Source organism: Mesorhizobium sp. P2_D6, from assembly GCF_056404315.1.
In genome coordinates this window covers 260,754-281,421 of sequence record NZ_JBFUEG010000005.1, presented here as the reverse complement: position 1 = coordinate 281,421, position 20,668 = coordinate 260,754, and the positions used below count along the sequence as shown (strand labels likewise).

The 20,668-nt window shown below is 62.8% G+C and carries 17 protein-coding genes; 11 read left to right on the top strand and 6 right to left on the bottom strand.

Annotated elements, in window-relative coordinates; genetic code table 11:
• Nucleotides 1-156 precede the first annotated feature (156 nt).
• The 5 genes from AC1D1L_RS13400 to AC1D1L_RS13380 all read left to right on the top strand — a co-directional run bounded on the left by AC1D1L_RS13400 (nt 157) and on the right by AC1D1L_RS13380 (nt 8,487).
• Nucleotides 157-1,059 (top strand): DUF2497 domain-containing protein, encoded by a 903-nt coding sequence (locus AC1D1L_RS13400; protein ID WP_477341888.1) that lies wholly within the window; start codon nt 157-159, stop codon nt 1,057-1,059.
• A gap of 257 nt (nt 1,060-1,316) precedes the next feature.
• On the top strand, nt 1,317-4,100 hold the full coding sequence (locus tag AC1D1L_RS13395) for a valine--tRNA ligase (RefSeq protein WP_477341886.1): 2,784 nt from the start codon (nt 1,317-1,319) through the stop codon (nt 4,098-4,100).
• Between the two features lie 358 nt (nt 4,101-4,458).
• Nucleotides 4,459-5,661 carry an outer membrane protein transport protein gene (locus AC1D1L_RS13390; RefSeq protein ID WP_477341884.1) on the top strand — a complete coding sequence of 401 codons (1,203 nt, stop codon included), beginning with the start codon at nt 4,459-4,461 and terminating at the stop codon, nt 5,659-5,661.
• Between the two features lie 290 nt (nt 5,662-5,951).
• Nucleotides 5,952-7,676 (top strand): dihydroxy-acid dehydratase, encoded by a 1,725-nt coding sequence (gene ilvD, locus AC1D1L_RS13385; protein WP_477341882.1) that lies wholly within the window; start codon nt 5,952-5,954, stop codon nt 7,674-7,676.
• Nucleotides 7,663-8,487, top strand: coding sequence for a tetratricopeptide repeat protein (locus AC1D1L_RS13380; RefSeq protein WP_112564806.1), 825 nt, complete (start codon nt 7,663-7,665; stop codon nt 8,485-8,487). Before ilvD ends, AC1D1L_RS13380 begins: the two co-directional genes overlap by 14 nt.
• 157 nt (nt 8,488-8,644) lie before the next feature.
• On the opposite strand, the gene AC1D1L_RS13375 is transcribed toward AC1D1L_RS13380, so the two are convergent.
• The 6 genes from AC1D1L_RS13375 to erpA all read right to left on the bottom strand — a co-directional run bounded on the left by AC1D1L_RS13375 (nt 8,645) and on the right by erpA (nt 11,316).
• A complete protein-coding gene (locus AC1D1L_RS13375) occupies nt 8,645-8,899 on the bottom strand; it encodes a hypothetical protein (RefSeq protein WP_352588200.1) in 255 nt (84 codons plus the stop codon).
• A gap of 118 nt (nt 8,900-9,017) precedes the next feature.
• Nucleotides 9,018-9,812 (bottom strand): exodeoxyribonuclease III, encoded by a 795-nt coding sequence (gene xth, locus AC1D1L_RS13370; protein WP_352588203.1) that lies wholly within the window; start codon nt 9,810-9,812, stop codon nt 9,018-9,020.
• 8 nt (nt 9,813-9,820) lie between these two features.
• A complete protein-coding gene (locus tag AC1D1L_RS13365; protein ID WP_477341880.1) occupies nt 9,821-10,213 on the bottom strand; it encodes a VOC family protein in 393 nt (130 codons plus the stop codon).
• 2 nt (nt 10,214-10,215) lie between these two features.
• Nucleotides 10,216-10,371, bottom strand: coding sequence for a hypothetical protein (locus AC1D1L_RS13360; RefSeq protein ID WP_477341878.1), 156 nt, complete (start codon nt 10,369-10,371; stop codon nt 10,216-10,218).
• A complete protein-coding gene (locus AC1D1L_RS13355) occupies nt 10,368-10,961 on the bottom strand; it encodes a hypothetical protein (RefSeq protein WP_477341876.1) in 594 nt (197 codons plus the stop codon). Before AC1D1L_RS13355 ends, AC1D1L_RS13360 begins: the two co-directional genes overlap by 4 nt.
• A 7-nt stretch (nt 10,962-10,968) precedes the next feature.
• Nucleotides 10,969-11,316, bottom strand: coding sequence for an iron-sulfur cluster insertion protein ErpA (gene erpA / locus AC1D1L_RS13350; protein ID WP_142865088.1), 348 nt, complete (start codon nt 11,314-11,316; stop codon nt 10,969-10,971).
• Between the two features lie 76 nt (nt 11,317-11,392).
• On the opposite strand from erpA, the gene AC1D1L_RS13345 reads away from it, so the two are divergent.
• The 6 genes from AC1D1L_RS13345 to scpB all read left to right on the top strand — a co-directional run bounded on the left by AC1D1L_RS13345 (nt 11,393) and on the right by scpB (nt 20,654).
• Entirely contained in the window at nt 11,393-12,607 is a 1,215-nt protein-coding gene (locus AC1D1L_RS13345; RefSeq protein WP_477341874.1) for a deoxyguanosinetriphosphate triphosphohydrolase, read from the top strand.
• Nucleotides 12,608-12,669: 62 nt separating this feature from the next.
• Nucleotides 12,670-14,427 carry an arginine--tRNA ligase gene (gene argS / locus AC1D1L_RS13340; RefSeq protein WP_477341872.1) on the top strand — a complete coding sequence of 586 codons (1,758 nt, stop codon included), beginning with the start codon at nt 12,670-12,672 and terminating at the stop codon, nt 14,425-14,427.
• Nucleotides 14,428-14,530: 103 nt separating this feature from the next.
• Entirely contained in the window at nt 14,531-17,854 is a 3,324-nt protein-coding gene (locus AC1D1L_RS13335) for an SPOR domain-containing protein (RefSeq protein WP_477341870.1), read from the top strand.
• 133 nt (nt 17,855-17,987) lie between these two features.
• The gene (nagZ, locus tag AC1D1L_RS13330; protein ID WP_477341868.1) at nt 17,988-19,007 is read left to right on the top strand and encodes a beta-N-acetylhexosaminidase; all 1,020 of its coding nucleotides are present in this window, start codon (nt 17,988-17,990) and stop codon (nt 19,005-19,007) included.
• Between the two features lie 61 nt (nt 19,008-19,068).
• Nucleotides 19,069-19,872: a segregation and condensation protein A gene (locus tag AC1D1L_RS13325; RefSeq protein ID WP_192257679.1), complete on the top strand. Its 804-nt coding sequence runs from the start codon at nt 19,069-19,071 to the stop codon at nt 19,870-19,872.
• The gene (gene scpB / locus AC1D1L_RS13320; protein ID WP_477341866.1) at nt 19,869-20,654 is read left to right on the top strand and encodes an SMC-Scp complex subunit ScpB; all 786 of its coding nucleotides are present in this window, start codon (nt 19,869-19,871) and stop codon (nt 20,652-20,654) included. Before AC1D1L_RS13325 ends, scpB begins: the two co-directional genes overlap by 4 nt.
• Nucleotides 20,655-20,668: the final 14 nt, after the last annotated feature.

The following is a 20,668-nucleotide window of genomic DNA, read 5'->3' as shown; positions in this document are numbered from 1 at the left end:
CCGGCTTTGACGGACAGAGAATCTTAGAACGGGTCACTACAGCGCCGCGCGTCCGATTGGACGCGCAAGGATGCTGTAGCACTTGGATTTTGCGCATGATCCTGTCCGAAAATCGAACCGATTTTCGGGGTCATGCGCGGGGTGGCGGATGTGACGATGGCGACGGCAAGCAGCGCGCAGCGCGAACCTTCCATGGAAGAAATACTGGCTTCCATCAGAAGGATCATCGAAGACAGCGACACCGGCCGCAAGCAGCCGGGTGACGCCGATGAGTTGCGTCAGGATCTTGTGCCTGCCGCCGGGCCGGCCTCGGATGTCGAGGCCTTCCGCAGCGAGCTGCACAGCGCGGCCGAAAGCAAGAAGCCGGTGACGCTAGCCGAGGTGCAGGCGCAACTGGCCGAACCTGTCGCGGCACGGCTGGAGCCGCGCTCCGAGCCGGCTTCGGTGAAGCCGGCCACGCCGGCAAATCCTGCTGCTACAACCGTCGCGCCCCCCACGCATGCGCCGATGACCCTGGCGGAAGTGAGCGCCAGAATAGCCAGCGAGTCCGCCCCGGCAGCCAAGGCGGAAGCGCCAGCCCGGGCAAAGGCGGAGACCACCGATTCCATCGTCACCGATTGGCGGCGCGAAATTGCAGCCGTGGGCAGTCAGACAAAGCCCGCCGATGTGGCCAAGCCGCTAGAAGTCAGGCCGCAAGAGATCAGGCAGGAAGAGACCGAGAAGCGGCAGGCCGCTGCCGCGGAGATCGAGGCTTTCGAGGACGATCTCGCGGCCGAGCCGGCTTTCGAGCCAGGCCCGTCGCGCAGCGAGCAGGCGCGCCAGGCCGATGCAACACCGGTTCGCCCGGCGATCGTTTCGGAACACACCGGACGGCAGGTGGCCGCGGCCTTCGGCGAGCTCTCCGACGCCTTTGCCAGCCGCAGCAAGAAGACCTTCGACGAGATGGCCGAGGAGATGCTGAGGCCGATGCTGCAGGATTGGCTGGACAACAATCTGCCGACGCTGGTCGAGCGCCTGGTGCGCGAGGAAATCGAGCGCGTCGCGCGCGGTGCGCAGTAATTCCGCTGATCCCGAAGAGGAAAAGCGCGGCCTGGAGCTTTTTCTGAGCTTCAGCTTCCCTTGGCTGCTGTGGCAAAAGCGATCAGGTTGCCGTCGATATCTGCGGCAATGAAAACACGGGCATGGCCTTTCCGTTGAAATGACCGGGGCGACGCCTATTTGCCGGTGAAGGACCAGGCCGCCCTGCGGTTGACTTGGCCAAAACCTTCCGATTTACACCGGACTAGCAAACTCCCGACAGCGCGGACCATTTTCCCATGCTTGAAAAGACCTACGACGCCAAGACCGTCGAGCCGAAGATCGCCAAAATCTGGGAAGAGGCGGACGCCTTCCGCGCCGGCGCCGGGGCAGAGGAGGGGGCCGAGGCCTTCACCATCGTCATCCCGCCGCCCAACGTCACCGGCTCGCTGCATATGGGCCATGCGCTCAACAACACGCTGCAGGACATCCTGGTGCGCTTCGAGCGCATGCGCGGCAAGAATGTGCTGTGGCAGCCCGGCATGGACCATGCCGGCATTGCCACGCAGATGGTGGTCGAACGCCAGCTGATGGAAAAACAGACCCATCGCCGCGACCTCACCCGCGAACAATTCATCGAGAAGGTCTGGGAGTGGAAGGCCGAATCCGGCGGCGCCATCTTCAACCAGCTGAAGCGGCTCGGCGCCTCGGCCGACTGGTCGCGCGAGCGCTTCACCATGGATGAAGGCCTGTCCAAGGCCGTGCTCGAAGTCTTCGTCAGCCTGTACAAGGAGGGGCTGATCTACAAGGACAAGCGCCTTGTGAACTGGGACCCGAAGCTGTTGACGGCGATCTCCGACCTCGAGGTCGAGCCGCAGGAGGTCAACGGCAATCTGTGGCACTTCCGCTACCCGATCGAGGGCGAGGCGTTCGATCCGGAAAATCCCGGGACATTCATCACCGTGGCGACCACCCGTCCGGAGACGATGCTGGGCGATACGGCGGTCGCCGTGCACCCGGACGACGAGCGCTACCGGCATCTGGTCGGCAAGAATGTCGTCCTGCCCATCGTCGGCCGGAAGATCCCTGTTGTGGCTGACGAGTATTCCGATCCGGAAAAAGGCTCGGGCGCGGTCAAGATCACGCCGGCGCACGACTTCAACGATTTCGAGGTCGGCAAGCGCCACAAGCTGCCGGCCATCAACATCCTGACCATCGAGGCAGCCATCAAACTGAAGGACAACGAGGACTTCCTCGCCGGCCTTGAGATCACGCCGGAGCGCCAGGCCGTCTGGGACGAACTCGACGGTCTCGACCGTTTCATCGCGCGCAGGAAGCTTGTGGAGCTGATGGAGGCCGGCGGCTTTCTCGAAAAGGTCGAGCCGCACCGTCATGCCGTGCCGCATGGCGACCGCGGCGGCGTGCCGATCGAGCCGTTTCTCACCGAACAGTGGTATGCCAACGCGGCGGAACTGGCCAAGCCGGCGATCGCCTCTGTGCGCGAGGGGCGTACCAACTTCGTGCCGAAGAATTGGGAAAAGACCTATTTCGACTGGATGGAGAACATCCAGCCCTGGTGCATCTCGCGCCAGCTCTGGTGGGGTCACCAGATTCCGGCCTGGTACGGGCCCGATGGGCGCGTCTTCGTCGAGAAGACCGAGGAAGAGGCGCTGGGGGCGGCGGTCGAATACTATCTGGCGCTCGAAGGGCCGTGGAAGGCCTGGGTCGAGGACAAGCTTGAGAACTTCAAGCCGGGCGAAATCCTGACCCGCGACGAGGATGTGCTCGACACCTGGTTTTCGTCGGCGCTGTGGCCGTTCTCGACGCTTGGCTGGCCCGACCAGACACCGGAGCTGAAGACCTATTACCAGACCGATGTGCTGGTGACCGGCTTCGACATCATCTTCTTCTGGGTCGCCCGCATGATGATGATGGGCCTGCATTTCATGGACGAGGAGCCGTTCCACACCGTCTATGTGCATGCGCTGGTGCGCGACAAGAATGGGCAGAAGATGTCGAAGTCGAAAGGCAACGTCATCGATCCGCTTGATCTCATCGACGAATATGGCGCTGACGCGCTGCGCTTCACGCTGACGGTGATGGCGGCGCAAGGGCGTGACGTGAAGCTCGATCCGGCGCGCATCGCCGGCTACCGCAACTTTGGCACCAAGCTGTGGAACGCGACGCGTTTTGCCGAGATGAACGAGGTCGCGCGCAATGACGATTTCTGGTTGAACGACGCCAAGCTGCCGGTCAACCGCTGGATCCTGACCGAGCTGACCAGGGCGTCGCACGCGATCACCGAGGGCATTACCAGCTACCGCTTCAACGAAGCGGCGGGCGCTGCCTACCGCTTTGTCTGGAACCTGTTCTGCGACTGGTATCTGGAACTTCTGAAGCCGGTGTTCATGGGCACTGACGAGGCGGCCAAGGCGGAAAGCCGCGCCTGCGTCGCCTTCGTGCTCGACGAAATCTACAAGCTCCTGCATCCGATGATGCCGTTCATGACCGAGGAATTGTGGGCGCAGACGGCAGGCGAGGGCAGGACGCGCGCAACGCTGCTTTGCCACGCCGCCTGGCCGTCACCAGACTTCGAGGACGCGGATGCGGCCGCCGACATCAACTGGCTGGTCGATCTGGTCTCCGGCATACGCTCTGTGCGCTCGGAGATGAACGTGCCGCCGGCAGCGATCGCGCCGCTGGTGGTGGTCGGCGCCAGCGCCGAGACCCATCAGAGGCTGGAACGCCATGCTTCCGCCATCAAGCGGCTGGCGCGGGTCGGCGACATCTCGCTGCAGGACGCAGCGCCCAAGGGCTCGGCCCAGATTGTGCTCAACGAAGCGACCATCTGCCTGCCGCTCGGCAGCCTGATCGATCTCTCCGCCGAGGCGGCGCGGCTGCAGAAGGAACTGGCCAAGGTGACCGAGGAAATCGCCCGGTTGCACAAGAAGCTGTCCAACGAACGATTCGTCGCCAGCGCGCCGGAAGAGATCGTTGCAGCCGAGCGCGAAAAACTCGACGAATACCGCGATCAGCAAGAGAAGCTTTCGGTGGCGTTGACCAGGGTGCGCGACGCCGGTTGAACACCGGATTCGCGAGGCGCCGACAAGCGTGTCGCGACTGCTCGTTTGCCCGAAAAATAGGCATTCCGTTGCGTTAATATTGACGTAAACGGAAAGTTTCAGCCCCATTGTTGCCATAATGTAACAATCGGGCGCAATGCCGGCAAAACAGCCGGATTTCGTGCCGTTTTAAGCGTTTCTTTCTGATTTTTTTCCTAATGTGTCTGCCAAATGGCCATTTTCGGACCTGCTGGCCAGGCCACCACTGTGTTCGAAAAGCGGTCCGCAAGAGTGTACGTGTACGCTATGTGATTTCATTGTTGCACCGTTAACCTGAATTGGTTCTAGCTTGACGCACTAGTATCTCGGGGAGGACATCATGAGCAATTTGCGTTTGAAAACACTGCTGGGGGCGGGGTGTTTTTCGCTGGGCTTGATCGGATCCGCGCATGCCGGCGGCATCGAGCGCGGTGGCTACGACATCGACCTTCTGTTTGACCCAGCTCCGTTCGCCACGGAAGCCGAGGCGACTTACGTTATGCCGGACCGCAAGCTCAAGAACGCGGTGGATACCAGCGGTGCTGGCCTGACTGTTAGCAGCACGGCGAACGACAGCGAGAGCTATTGGTCCCCGCGCATCGGCGTTAAGGCTGAAGTAGTCAAAGGTGTCGACTGCATGGTCGATTATTCGCAGCCATGGGGCGCGCACACCAATCCTGGCATCTGGAACGGCTCCTACTCAAACATCGAAACGGACATTAAGAGCGACAACTACGCCGCCACCTGTTCTTACAAGATGGATGCCGGCAAGGGCCAGCTTCGCTTCATCGGCGGCGTCTTCTACCAGAGGGTTTACGGTTTCAAGGAAAGCTACGCCAACCCACTGCTGGGCACCACAATTGGCCGTGTGGGTTTGGATAGCAATGGCTGGGGATGGCGCGCTGGCCTTGCGTACGAAATACCCGAGATCGCGTTGCGCGCCAGCCTCGTGTATAATTCGCAAGTCAAGCTCGACAATATTGCAGGCACCCTGACTGTCGGTGGTTTTCCCACTCCGATTTTCGGCGCCGAACAGAATATGCCGGACTCTGTGGAATTCAAGTTGCAGTCAGGCATCGCGCCGGATTGGCTCGCCTTCGGCTCAATCAAGTGGGTGAACTGGAGCCTGCTGCAAAGCGTTGCGATCTGTCCAGTGGGTTTCCCCGCTTCGTCATGCTTTACGGGCTCTCCGTTGGCTGTGACGTCACTTGACCTTATGTATCGCGACGGCTGGACGGTTTCGGGCGGCATCGGTCACAAGTTCAACGACCAGTGGAGCGCTGCCGGTCAGCTCACCTGGGACCGCGGTACCTCGCATGGCTACGGCTCGCAGACGGATACCTGGACGCTGGGCGGCGGTGTCGCCTACACGCCGAGCCCGAATATCGAAGTTCGGCTGGCCGGCGCTATCGGCGTCTTGACCAGCGGCCACTCAGGCACAGTGGCAGGCGAAAACGGCTATGTGGCCGGTGCCGATGTGAGCTACGATTTCGGCAACGATCTGGTCACGGCGATTTCGGGCGGCGTCAAGATCAAGTTCTAAGGCTCTGAAAATTCACACAAAAGGCCGGGCACTTGCCCGGCCTTTTTCGTTTGAGGCACGGTGTCGAGCCGTGCCGCAACGCGCCGGCGTTGCAAATCCGTCTCATCACTTTCGCCTCTCGCGATTGTGACGTTTTGGCAACAGTTCCCGGCCAACCCCCGCGCTGCGGCCACGGCCGAAGAAATTGCCCATTTCCCGCCATAAACCCGGCGCACCTCGAATTTGTCTCGGGATACGCGCCAGAAGGCTCGGCGATGGGGCAGGCCGCACCGCCCGCGGCAAGGAAGAGTATGGACGCCAGAGTTATTTCCAAGGCCAAGCTCCCGAGCCGCCATGTGACCGTTGGTCCGGCGCGTGCGCCGCACCGTTCGTATCTCTATGCCATGGGCCTGTCGGCGGCCGAGATCGCGCAGCCGCTGGTCGGCGTCGCCTCCTGCTGGAACGAAGCGGCACCTTGCAACATCTCGCTGATGCGTCAGGCGCAGGTGGTCAAGAAGGGCGTCGCGGCCGCCAACGGCACGCCGCGCGAATTCTGCACCATCACCGTCACCGACGGCATCGCCATGGGCCACCAGGGCATGAAGTCGTCCCTGGTGTCGCGCGATGTCATCGCCGATTCGGTCGAACTCACCATGCGCGGCCATTGCTACGATGCGCTGGTCGGCCTTGCCGGCTGCGACAAGTCGCTGCCCGGCATGATGATGGCCATGGTGCGGCTCAACGTGCCGTCGATCTTCATCTATGGCGGCTCGATCCTGCCCGGCAGCTATCGCGGTCGGCAGATCACCGTGCAGGATGTGTTCGAGGCGGTCGGCCAGCATTCGGTCGGCACGGTCAGCGATGCCGAGCTGCTCGAGATCGAGCAGGCCGCCTGTCCGTCAGCCGGCTCCTGCGGCGCCCAGTTCACCGCCAACACCATGGCCACCGTCGCCGAGGCGATCGGCCTGGCGCTGCCCTATTCCTGCGGCGCGCCGGCGCCTTACGAGATGCGCGACCGCTTCAACTTCGCCTCCGGCGAAAAGATCATGGAGCTGATCGCCAAGAACATCCGGCCGCGCGACATCATCACGCTGAAGGCACTGGAGAACGCGGCGACGGTGGTGTCGGCCACCGGCGGCTCGACGAATGCGGCTTTACACCTGCCGGCGATCGCGCATGAGGCCGGAATCAAGTTCGACCTGTTCGACGTCGCCGCGATTTTCGAAAAGACCCCCTACATCGCCGATCTCAAGCCGGGCGGCAAATATGTCGCCAAGGACATGTTCGAGGCCGGCGGCATTCCGCTGCTGATGAAGACGCTGCTCGACCACGGCTATCTGCATGGCGACTGCCTGACCGTTACTGGCCGTACTTTGGCCGAAAACATGGAGCATGTTGCCTGGAATGATAGCCAGGATGTGGTCCGTCCCGCCAACCGACCAATCACCCAAACCGGTGGTGTCGTGGGCTTGAAGGGCAACCTTGCCCCCGAAGGCGCGATCGTGAAGGTCGCGGGCATGACGGAGCTGAAATTCTCTGGCCCGGCACGCTGTTTCGATTCGGAAGAGGAATGTTTCGAGGCGGTCACGCACCGCAACTATAGGGAAGGCGAGGTTCTCGTCATCCGCTACGAAGGTCCGCGCGGCGGTCCGGGCATGCGCGAGATGCTGTCGACGACGGCGGCGCTCTACGGCCAGGGCATGGGCGGCAAGGTGGCCCTCATCACCGACGGCCGTTTTTCGGGCGCGACGCGCGGTTTCTGCATCGGCCATGTCGGGCCCGAAGCTGCCGTTGGCGGACCGATCGGACTGCTGAAGGACGGCGATGTGATCTCGATCGACGCAACCAAAGGCACGATCGAGGTCGACCTGTCCGAGGCTGAACTGGCAACGAGGGCGAAGGCCTGGAAGGCGCGCACGACCGACTATCAATCGGGCGCGATCTGGAAATACGCACAGACGGTGGGGCCTGCCCGCGACGGCGCGGTCACCCATCCCGGCGGTGCCAAAGAAACACATTGCTATGCGGATATCTGAGTTGTTGAGGTCATCTGTCCTTCCGGCACTGGTCGCTGTCGCGATCTTTGGCGCCGTGGGCCAGGCCATGGCCTTCGACGACAAGGTGTTCGACGACAAGACCGGCGTGAAGCCGCAATCGAGCCCGTGGGCGGTGTTCCAGTTCGGCTTCTCCGCCTACAAGAGCGGCCACAAGGAACAGGCGGTCGAGGCCTATAAATACGCTGCCGAAAACGGCCAGATCGGCGCCACCTGGAAGCTCGCGCGCATGTATGCCGAAGGCGACGGCGTGACCCGCGACGACTATGCGGCCTTCAAATTCTTCTCCGAGATCGTCGATCAGGATGTCGAGCCAGGATCGCCGGAGGAAAGCTATGTCTCCGACGCGCTGGTGGCGCTGGGCGACTATCTCAGGACCGGCATTCCCGGCAGCCCGGTCGAGGAAAACGAGGTCGCGGCGCAGGAGTACTACATGCGCGCAGCCGCCAATTACCGCAATCCGAACGCCCAGTTCGAGATGGGCCAGATGTTCCTGAAGGGCGAGGGCGGCGTGAAGGCCAGCGTCAAGCAGGCCGGCCGCTGGTTCCAGCTTGCTGCTGAAAAGGGCCATGCCGGCGCCCAGGCGACGCTCGGCAATCTTCTGTTCCAGAGCGGCAAGATCGTGCGCGGGCTGGCGATGATGACAGCCGCGCTCGAACGCGCCTCGCCGGCCGATCAGCCATGGATCCGCGGCATGCAGGAAGAAGCGTTTGCCGCCGCCGGCGAAGCCGACCGCCGTACCGCCATATCGCTGGCGGATGATATTCTCACCAAGGGCGGCGGCGACCAGTAAGGGTCGCGCGCTGATCTTCCCCCTCGTGGGGGAGATGGCCGGCAGGCCAGAGGAGGGCGCGAAGGATCGCGACCTCTCGTCCAACCTACAAAATATTGAGACCTACAGCTGGAATCTGCGGCATCTCCCACGAGGGGAAGATCAGCTCTCGACCAAATCAGTTCGCGATCGGTTCCGTCGGCACCGCGTTGTGCGCCGGCATCGAGATTGGCGTGACCTTCAGGTGAGGCTTCATCGTGTTGTCGGGGCAGGTGTCGCCGATCTTCGTCCATGAGGTGTTGTTGAGCACGAGGTCGCAGCGGGCCATGTGGCTCTGGTCGGAAACCGTCAGGCAAGCGACCTGGCCGACCTGGTACGACTTGCCATTGGCCAGGCACTGCTGGTCGGCGAAGGCCGCTGCGGGTGCAGCCATGGCAAATGCCAGGCCGATCGGACAAAGAAGGAATCGTATTATGGTCATGGAACCCCAGCCGCCATGCTGATTTCCGAATGAAGAGCGCGATTGTGGCGATATCAGGGTTCGGCAGCTGTCAGGCCGGCAGCAAGGCCAGATCGATCGCCACCGGCACATGGTCGGACGGTTTTTCCCAGGCGCGCACGTGCTTTTCGATCGAAGCCGAGGAAAAGCGGTTGGCGGCTTCGGGCGACAACAGCAGATGGTCGATGCGAATGCCGTTGTTCTTCTGCCAGGCGCCGGCCTGGTAATCCCAGAAGGTGTAGACGTCGGCAGCGTCGGTGACGGCGCGCACCGCCTCGGTGAAGCCGAGATTCTTCAGCCGCCGGAAGGCCTGCCGGGTCTGCGGCTGGAACAGCGCATCGCCAAGCCAGTTCTCGGGGAAGCGCGCGTCGATCGGCTCGGGGATGACATTGTAGTCGCCGGCGAGCACCAGCGCCTCTTCCAAAAGCAGGCGCTGCTCGGCCCAGCGATGCAGCCGCTCCATCCAGGACAGCTTGTAGGGGAACTTCTTGTCGTCATCGATCGGATTGCCGTTGGGCAGATAGAGCGAGGCGACGCGCAACGCGCCCTGATCGGTCGAGAACACGCCCTCGATGAAGCGGGCCTGCTCATCCGTGTCGTCGCCCGGCAGGCCTCGGATAACCTCATCAAAGGGCAGCTTCGACAGCAAGGCGACGCCATTGAAACCCTTCTGGCCATGGGTTTCGACATTGTAGCCCAGGGCCTCGATCTCGGCGCGCGGGAACTGTTCGTCGACGGTCTTGATCTCCTGCAGGCAGACGATGTCGGGCTGGCTTTCGGTCAGCCAATGGGTGAGGTTGCCGATGCGGGCGCGAACGCCGTTGATGTTCCAGGTGACGATTTTCATGGGCGGCCTCAGGGATGTTCGGGCGGGAGACGTTCGACAAGCCCGATCGTATTGCCTGCCGGGTCCTTTAGAAAGGCCATCCATTCGCTTTCCCCCGCTGGACCGAACGTGCCTTCGGTATCTTTGTGGACGAGCGCCGGCGGTGCGGTGAAGGGAACGCCTGATGCTTTCGCCTCGGCGTGGAAGTCTTCGAGGCCCACTATATCGAGATAGACGGTTCCTGCCGGCACGCCATCGGTGAACAGCAAGCGCACGCCGCCGGCCATGATAAAGGCCATGCCGGGCGGATCGTAGCGCGCATGCACGCCCAGGCCGAGCACATCGCGCCAGAAGGCCAGCGTAATGTCGAGATCGCGCCCGGCCGACAGCGCGACCTGACGGACCGCGCCAATGCTGCGCATAGTCATTCGCTCACGAAATACCGCAAATGCGCCACCTGTTGGCGCATTGCGCTCTCGTCCTCCTTCAGGCAGACGATGCCAAGTGTCTCCGTCAACCAATGGTCCAGACCGCCCGTGCGGGCTCTAGCGCCGTTGACGTTCTGGGCGACGAACTTCATTTCTGACGTTTCGTATGTTCCAAGCAAATCTTTTCAAAGAACGCTTTGAGATTGGCTTCCCCATAAAAATGCTCGGAAAACTCCCAGAACTGGCGAATGACTTCTTCTCTATTAACGTCATTTCCATGGAGTAACCGCTTCGCGTAGTATCCGAGATAGGGAGCGACGTCAGAGATGCTAATCAATCCACTTCTCTGCTGGTTCTCCAGAACGGCCATTTGGTCAAAAAAGGCTTCAAAGCAGTCCCTCAGATAAACGAGAGAGGTGTCACCCTTAGCTTGGAAATCAATTTCCAATGCCTTGACCAGCATGTCTTTGCCGTATTGAATTTTTTTTCTGCCCACCAGGATGGAACTAGCCTCGTCCAAAACAATGGGCCGGTTTATCCAGTCGATTGCTACCAATGCATTCTTCGACAATCCACCGGACACGAAATTGTCCATTCGATCGATGACATGCATCTGCCGCTGCCATTTCTGTTGTCGATTGTATGAAATAAGGCCGGCTATGACCGACGCTAGGCCAAAGACCGCCGCAACGAGCGTAAGAGTGTTAGATGCGTTCCAGTCCTTAAGGAGGACGTCGAGCATCCCAGCATCATATGCTGAAACTGGTGCCGCAGCCGCAGGAGGCGACTGCATTCGGGTTGCGGATCTGGAACGACTGACCCATCAGATCGTCGACGAAGTCGATCACCGAGCCACCCATATAGACCAGCGAGAGGTCGTCGATCAGCACGGTGGCACCGTCCTTTTCGATGGCGACGTCGTCGTCGTTGCGGGTATCGACCAGGTCGAACTTGTAGGAAAAGCCGGAGCAACCGCCGCCTTCGACGGAGACGCGCAGCGCCGTCTTGCCGGCTTCGCCAGACACGATTTTGGCGATCCGCCTGGCGGCGGAGTCGGTCATCTCGACTTTCATGGCAGTCTTGGCATCAGCGCCCATGGGCGTCACCTTGCTTTCGGTTTCACATGATAGGTATGAAGCGGGAAGGGGCAAGTCAACTGCGGCGGCATCAGCCATGACAAATGAGCTTGGCGACATCGGCTTCGGTTATCGGCCGCGCGCGGCCTATGCCAGTGATCCCGCCAAGTCGCGTGGGCGGCTCTATGACGAGGTCGAAAGCCCGACCCGCACGCCGTTCCAGCGCGACCGCGACCGTATCATCCATTCCACAGCCTTCCGCCGGCTGAAGCACAAGACGCAGGTGTTCGTCGCCCACGAGGGCGACCATTACCGCACCCGGCTGACGCATTCGATCGAGGTGGCGCAGATCGCGCGGGCTCTGGCGCGGGCGCTGCGCGGCGACGAGGATCTGGCCGAGGCGGTCGCTCTGGTCCACGATTTCGGCCACACGCCGTTCGGTCATACCGGCGAGGACGCGCTGAACGAGCGGATGGCCGCATGGGGCGGCTTCGATCATAATGCGCAGTCGCTGCGCGTGGTGACGCGGCTGGAGCGGCGCTACGCCGAGTTCGACGGGCTGAACCTGACGTGGGAGACGCTGGAAGGCCTGGTCAAGCACAATGGCCCGCTGACCGACGCCAGGGGAAAAGGCCTTAAGGGTCCGGTGCCGCAGGCGATCCGCGACTATTCCGAACTGCACGACCTCGAACTCGACCGTTTTGCCGGGATCGAAGCGCAATGCGCGGCGATCGCCGACGACATCGCCTACAACACCCACGACATAGATGACGGCCTGCGCTCCGGCTTCCTGACGCTGGACATGCTGGAGACGGTTACGCTGCCGGGATCGATCCTCGAAAGCGTGCGCGCACGCTATCCCGGCCTCGACGACGTGCGCACCGGCCATGAACTGATGCGCCGTCAGATCACCATGATGGTCGAGGATGTCATCGTTTCGACCACCGCCAATCTGGAGCGCATCAAGCCCGACAGTGCCGAAGCGGTGCGGGCGGCGGGCGAGACGATGGTGACGTTTTCCGCCGGGATGGCGGCGACCGAGAAGGAATTGAAGGCGTTTCTCTACAAGCACCTCTACCGGCACGATGAGGTGATGCGCGTGCGTGGCGACGCCGAGCAGATCGTGCGCGACCTGTTCGATGTCTATTTCGCCGATCCGCGCGCCATGCCGGACGGCTGGCGCGAAGGGCTCGATCGAGCCGAGGATCGCATCAAGGCGCGCAGCGTCGCCGATTTCCTGGCGGGGATGACGGATACCTATGCCTTGAAGGAACACCGCCGTCTGTTTGACCACACGCCCGATTTAAGCTAGGGCGGGCGCGATTTGCCGGCCAATGAGCCGGTTCTCCTGCACAGTCCGCCAGAGCAAGACCCATGAACATCTTCGCCGATTTCAGCGCGCGAATCACAAAAGCCGTCGAAGCGCTTGATTTGAAAGACAGTAATGGCGTTACGCCCGACCTGTCGCGCATCGCCGTCGAGCCGCCGCGCGACGCCAGCCATGGCGATCTTGCTACCAATGCGGCGATGGTACTGGCCAAGCCGACAGGGCAGAATCCGCGCGCGCTGGCCGAACGGCTGGTGGAAGCGCTGCGCAGCGACGCCGATGTCGCCGCAGCCGACGTCGCCGGCCCGGGCTTCGTCAATCTCAGGCTCAAGGACGCCTTCTGGCAGGCGCATCTGACCGCGCTGCTCGGGCAGGGCCGCAACTATGGCCGCTCGACCATCGGCGGCGGCAAGAAGACCAATGTCGAATATGTGTCGGCCAACCCGACCGGACCGATGCATGTCGGCCATTGCCGGGGTGCGGTGGTCGGCGACACGCTGGCCAATCTGATGGGCTTCGCCGGCTATGACGTGACCAAGGAATACATCATCAACGACGCCGGCGGTCAGATCGACGTGCTCGGCCGCTCGGTCATATTGCGGTATCGGGAGGCGCTCGGCGACGAGATCGGCGAAATTCCGCCTGGCCTTTATCCCGGCGACTATTTGGTCCCTCTTGGCCAGGCGCTGGCGAAAGAGTTCGGCCGCAGCCTGCTGCAAATGCCGGATGACGAGGCGCTGGCCATCGTCAAGGACCGCGCCATAGATGCGATGATGGTGATGATCCGCGAGGATCTGGCGTTGCTCAACGTGCATCACGACGTGTTCTTCTCCGAGCGCACGCTGCATGCCGACAACGCCAAGAAGATCCGCTCGGCGATCAACGATCTGACGCTGAAGGGCCACATCTACAAGGGCAAGCTGCCGCCGCCCAAGGGCGAAAAGCCGGACGACTGGGAAGACCGCGAGCAGACTTTGTTCCGCTCGACCGCGGTTGGCGACGACATGGACCGGGCGCTGGTCAAGTCCGACGGCTCGTTCACCTATTTCGCCGCCGATGTCGCCTATCTCAAGGACAAGGTCGACCGCGGCTTTGTCGACCTGATCTATGTGCTAGGGGCCGACCATGGCGGTTACGTCAAGCGGTTGGAAGCGCTGGCGCGGGCGATTGCCGGCGACGACGTGAAGCTCACGGTTCTGCTTAGCAATCTGGTCAAGCTGTTTCGCGACGGCGAGCCGGTCCGGATGGGAAAAAGGGCTGGGAATTTCATCACGGCGCGGGAAGTCATTGAAGAGGTCGGCCGTGACGCGGTGCGCTTCATGATGCTGTTCCGCAAGAATGACGCGCCGCTCGACTTCGACTTCGCCAAGGTGACCGAGCAGTCGAAGGACAATCCGGTGTTCTACGTGCAGTACGCCTCGGCGCGCTGCCATTCGGTGTTCCGGCAAGCGAGCGAGCAGTTGGGCGAAGCCAATTTCGACCGCAAAAGCCTGGCGGCCGCCTCGGCGTCGCTGACCGATGAGGGCGAGATCGGCCTGATCCGGAAGCTGGCTGAATATCCCCGGCTGATCGAATCCGCAGCCCTTGCGCTGGAGCCGCATAGGCTGGCATTCTACCTCTACGATCTGGCCTCCAGCTTTCATGGCCACTGGAATCGGGGCACCGATAATCCCGACTTACGTTTTGTTAAGGTTAACGACCGACAATTGACACATGCCAGACTAGGGCTGGTGCAGGCTGTTTCGGATGTTTTGACCTCCGGCCTGACGCTGATTGGGGCTGATGCGCCCACCGAAATGCGTTAGGTTTGACTAAAAAACCTGTCACCATTTGCCCACATTGCGCTGGTAAGGGCCAACCCTGCGCGACGTCCATGGCGTCCGAATGAGTGCGAGTTCGGGAACAATAATGGCAGACAGAACCCAACTGAGAGCAGCCGACAACAACGACATCGCCGAGGATGATCCGTTCGCGGAACTGACCAGGATCATGGGTTTCGATCCACGCCAGCCGGTCAAACCAAAGGCGCCGGTCGTCCAGAAGGTTGCGGACGAGGGCGATTTCGACATCGACCTCGAGAAGGAGTTGATGGGCGAACTCGGCGACGACCTCGTCTCCATGGAGGTTAGCCAGCCAACTCCCGAGGTTCACCAACCTGCCGCCGAGAGTCGCGAGCCGGCTTTCGAAACCGCCGATGCCGCGATGGACGATGCGCTTGCCGCTTCGCTGGACCATGATTTCGTGTTCGACGACGCCGCCGATCATGATTTTGGCACTCGCCCGCAGGCCGTGGCGCCAGCCGCCGAACCTTCGTTTGCCGAGCCCGCATTCGACGAACCTGCATTCGATAACGATTTCGACATGGCTGTCGCCAGCTCGCTGGAAAACGTGTCGCCGCTCGAAGACGACCTGCCGATGGACGATGAGCTTGCCGCCTCGCTCGAGCAGGGATTGCTCGATGACGATGCGACCGATGACGTCGCCCATAGCGCTGGTGTCGCCGTGGTTGCTGCTGCGCCTGCTGACGATGTCGCATTCGACGATGATTTCGACAATGCCGTCTCGCTGTCGCTGGAAGACGAACTGACGCTGGACAGAAATGTGCCGGCGCAGGACCAGTATGCCGCTCCGGCAACAGAGGCGCCGGTCGTCGACGCCGGCGACCACGCTGTTGCCGATGAGGATTTTTCCGACCATTTCGACGACGCAATGGCCGATGTCGACATGGATTTCGCTGCCCGGGATTTCGCTGGCCAGGATTTCGAGCCTCAGGCTTTCGAAGCTCAGCCTGTCGAAGCCGAGGCTCCGGAAGAGCGCGATCTGGATGTCAGCGATCTGGAGGCCAGCGCCCCGGTTGAGATGGATGCGCCGGAAGTCGACGAGACGCCGGCGTGGACTGCGGAGGCAAGCCCCTCTCATGAGGCCGCGCACGAAGCGTTCGACGATTTCGACCTGAGCATCGACGACGCGGTTGCCGACCACGAGCCGGCTGCCGAGGCCGCCGCCGCCCCGGTCCAGCCAGCCCCGGTCGCACCCGCTTATGTAGCGCCCGCTGTTGTGGCGCCCACCGTTGTGGCGACCCCGGCCGCGCCGGCTGCTGACGAACGGACTTTGGAAGATGAACTCAACGCGCTGCTTGGCGCGATGACCACACCACGGCCGGCGCCAGTCATCGAGCCCACACGGGCCTATGAGCCTGTCGTGCCGGTGCAGCGGTCCGCCGCGGCGCCGGCGGCTTCTGCCGACAATCTTGACTGGGACCTGGACGAACACGCGCCTGCGCAGGCTCCTCAAGCCGCCGCAGCCCAGAACGATGCCGATTTCGACGATCTGCTTGCCGGTGAACTCGAGGGCCATGAGCCTGAGATCGAGTTCGACGATCATGCCTTCGACGCGGCCTTGGCCAAAGGCATCGATCTCGGTGATGACGACACAGCCGCACAGGTCGCTGGCGATTGGCGCTCGACGCCGCCGGAGCCGGCGCGTTCGTGGAGCCGCGTGACCCCGACCCCTGCGCAGCCTTCCGTTGCTGCGCAGCCCCAAGCTTCTTTTGCAGAAAAGCCTTCCGTGCCTGCGGCAGCCGCACCAACCTACGGCGACCAGCCGGTCGCTGCTTATGCAGCGCCAGCGCCGACGCGCCAAGCGCCGCCTCAGGCTTATGACGAGATGCCGGATGTCGAGACGGTCGATGTGCCGGAGCGCGTGGTGGCGATCGCCGACGACCTCGATATTCCCGAGCTCAGCTTCCAGGAAGACGAGCCAGCGGCCTATGACGATATCGACGCCGAATTCGCCGGCCTGCTCACCGACATGAACGCGGTGGAAGTGGCGCCGCCACAAGCTGCGGTACGCAATGCCGGCTATGACGACGATTCCTACAGCTCCGGCTTCAGTTCGGGCCATGAGCTCGACCAGCGCGCTTATGCGGCGCAGCCCGCCGATGCGCCTGCCGCCGCAGCGCAAACTGCCTATGCAGCCGGTGGCTTCGACATGGGCGATTTGCCCGGCAGTCAGCCGGTTTCGCAGGCCGACGATTTCTCGGTCGACGAACTCGACTACGATCCGGACCTGGACGAGGCGATGACGGTGCCGGGCCTTGCCGAACAGGAAGCGGCAAAGCCGCGCCGGAGCGGCCTGTTTATCGCCGCGGTCGTCGCCGCGGTGGCCGTTATCGGTGGCCTCGGCGCCTTTGCCCTGTCCTTTGGCGGCAAGGGCGGCAGCGACGCTCCCGTGATCGTCAAGGCTGATAACACCCCGATCAAGGTCAAGCCGGAAAATCCGGGTGGCGCTGTGGTGCCGAACCAGGACAACAAGGTTTATGACGCGGTCGCCAAGGGCACCAAACCGGCCGAGCCGGTGCAGGAGAAGCTGGTCACATCAACCGAAGAGCCGGTCGATGTGAAGGCAAAGGAGCCGGAAAGCCGCGTTGTCGATCTGTCGCCCGACGAGACCGACGCTGCCCCGGGCACCGATGCCGCCGGAAACCCCGACGCTGCCGGCAATCCCGATGCGGCTGCAGCCCCCGCGCCCAAATCCGAGGACCGCATCGCGCAGGTTCTGCAGGAAGCCGACAAGAACCCCGATACGGTCGCCGTTGCCCCGCGCAAGGTGCGGACCATGGTGGTCAAGCCTGACGGCTCGCTGGTGGCACGCGAGGATCCGGCGCCGGCCGCGCCGCAAATTGCAGCTGCCGAGCCGACCGATCCGGCGCCGCAGCACGTCGCCCCTTCAGCCGATGCCGAGCAGACCGGCACCGTGGCGCCTGCCACCGATCAGGCAAACAGCGACCAGGCCAGTGCCGAGACCGCCAAGCCGGTCAAGCCGGTGAAGCCGGCGACCGCGCCGAAGGTTGAGACCCAGTCCGCCAACACGCCGGAGACGGTTGCCGTGGCGCCGCAGCGCCCGTCCGACCAGCCGGTCGATGTGGTCGGTGAGGTCAAGCCCGACCAGGTTGCCTCCATTCCGGCGACGGCTTCGACATCAGGCGGCGGTTCGTGGTCGATGCAGATTGCTTCGCAGCCGACGGTCGAAAGCGCCCAGGCCAACTATGCCGACCTGCAGCGCCGCTACGGCAGCGTGCTGGCCGGCCGCACCGCCAACATCGTCAAGGCCGAGATCGCCGGCAAGGGCACTTTCTACCGCGTCCGCGTCCCGGCGCAGTCGCGCAATGATGCGATTAATCTGTGCACCAGCTACAAGGCTGCCGGCGGCAACTGCTTCGTGTCGCGCTAAGACCTGATCCAATTATCAAAGCCGGCGCGTCCCAAGGGGTCGCGCCGGCTTTTTCATGTGGATGAGCAAGCGGTTCAGGCGCTTGCCGTCCAGGGTGATTCCCTTTGACGGCGCGAAGCCCTAAACTCTTGGGATGACCGAATCAAAATCCATGATCCTCGGCTGTGCCGGGAAATCGCTCACTCGCGACGAAATCCGCTTCTATCGCAATGAATGCCCGTGGGGCTTCATCCTGTTTGCGCGCAACATCGGCGAGACCGAGCAGATCCGCGATCTGGTCGCCGAAATGCGCGACTGCATCGGGCGCCCCGATGCGCTGGTGTTCATCGACCAGGAAGGTGGAAGGGTGCAGCGCCTGCGGCCGCCGCTGGCGCCGAACTATCCGGCCGGCGGTGCGCTCGGCGCATTGTGGCGCAAGGACCATGATGCCGGCACGCGTGCCGCCTGGCTGATGGCGCGGCTGCATGCTTTCGACCTGTTGCGCTACGGCATCTCGGCCGATTGCCTGCCGGTGCTGGATGTGCCGATCGAGGGCGCCAGCGACGTTATCGGCGCGCGCGCCTACGGCAAGGAGCCGCGTCCGGTCATCGAGCTTGGCCGCGCGGCGGCGGAAGGGCTGATGTTGGGCGGCGTGCTGCCGGTCATGAAGCACATTCCGGGCCATGGGCGCGCCTTTGCCGACACGCATTTCGAACTGCCTGTGGTCGATGCCTCGCTGAGCGACCTGCAGCGGCATGATTTCGCCCCGTTCCGGGAGCTTAGCCATCTGCCGATGGCGATGACGGCGCATGTCGTCTACAGCGCCATCGATCCAAACAACCCGGCGACCACGTCGGGCAAGGTCATCGACGAGATCATCCGCCGCGAGATCGGCTTCGACGGGCTTCTGATGAGCGACGACACCTCGATGAAGGCACTTTCTGGGGATTTCCCGACAAAGGCGGCGGCGATCCTTGCGGCGGGCTGCGATCTGGTCCTTCACTGCAATGGCGTTTTCGAGGAGATGGCGGGCATCGCATCGCGAACCACAGGACTTGAAGGCACGTCGCTGGAACGCGCCAAGCGGGCGCTGACCTATATAAGGGATCGTGACCGGGCCGACGAAACCGAGATACGCGCCGAGTTTGCCACCTATTTTGACGCAGTGGCCTAGACAGGAGACAAAGGGGCAAGTGGCGGAAACATTGGATAGCAAGGCTGCGAAGGCCGCACCGATGGACCGTCTGTGGGCCGAGAACGACGATTCACGTGTCACCGGCGATCCGTCGCTGGTCGTCGATGTCGCCGGTTTCGAAGGTCCGCTCGACCTTCTTCTGCACCTTGCCCGCACACAAAAGGTCGATCTGGCGCGCATTTCGATCCTGGCGCTGGTCGAGCAATATCTGACCTTTGTCGAGACGGCGAGGGCGCTGCGGCTCGAGCTTGCCGCCGACTATCTGGTGATGGCGGCGTGGCTGGCCTTCCTCAAGTCGAAGCTTTTGATCCCCAAGCAGCCCGGCGAGGAAGGCGAGAGCGGCGAGGAACTGGCGGCGGTGCTGCAATTCCGGCTGAAACGGCTGGAGGCCATGCGCGACGCCTCGGCGCGGCTGGTCAACCGCAACCGGCTCGGCCGCGACGTGTTTGCGCGCGGCATGCCCGAAATGGTCATCGTCGAAAAGCGCAACGCCTATTCGGCTTCGCTCTACGATCTGCTCACCGCCTATGCCCAGCAGCGCCAGAAACAGGCGATCACCAATGTGACGATCGCCAGGCGCGGCGTCTGGTCGCTCAAGGATGCGCGCGACATCCTGGCCCGGCTGATCGGTTCGATGCGTGACTGGACGACGCTCGACAGCTTCCTGATAGAATATATGACGAGCCCGGAAGAACGGCGCACGGCGATCGCAAGTTCGTTCGCCGCGACACTGGAACTGGTGCGCGAGCGCCAGATTGATGTGCGGCAGGAGCAGGCATTTGCGCCGATCTATCTGCGCGACCACCGGGCATCGGCAATCAAGGCAGTTGAGGTGGCATCATGAGCGAACGCGCCAACGCTTCGGTCATTCCGTTCAAGGTCGAAGAAGAGACGGAGGAGGGCATTATCGCCCAGGACCCGACCGACACCCACAATTCGCCCCAGAACGCGCCCATGAATCCTGGCGAGCGGCTGCATATGGCGGAAGCCGTGCGCATGGCCGAGGCGATCGTGTTCGCCAGCGCCGAGCCGGTCAGTGAAAAACAGCTCGCAGCCAGACTGCCCGACGGCATCAACATCGCCGCTGCCATGGCCGATCTGCAGCAAATCTATGCCCGGCGCGGCGTCAATCTGGTCCGGGTCGGCGACGCCTGGGCATTCCGCACCGCCGGCGATCTCGCCTTCCTGATGAGCCGCGATACGGTCCAGCAGCGAAAGCTTTCGCGCGCGGCGCTCGAAGTGCTGGCGATCATCGCCTACCACCAGCCGGTGACGCGCGCCGAGATCGAGGACATCAGAGGCGTCGAGACGTCGAAGGGCACGCTCGACACGCTTCTGGAGACGGAATGGGTGCGGATGCGCGGCCGTCGCCGCACGCCCGGCCGTCCGGTCACCTACGGCACGACGGACAGCTTCCTCGATCATTTCGCGCTGGAGGAAATCCGCGATCTTCCCGGCATGGACGAGTTGAAGGGGGCGGGGCTGCTTTCCGGCCGCATGCCGTCGAATTTCGCTATCCCGCTGCCGCCGGCCGATCCGGATGCGCTGACCGAGGATGAGGACGCGCTGACCGACATCGACCTCGAGGAACTCGGCCTGTTGACGCCGCGCGTCACGGAAGATTGACCCGGCAGCGCCTG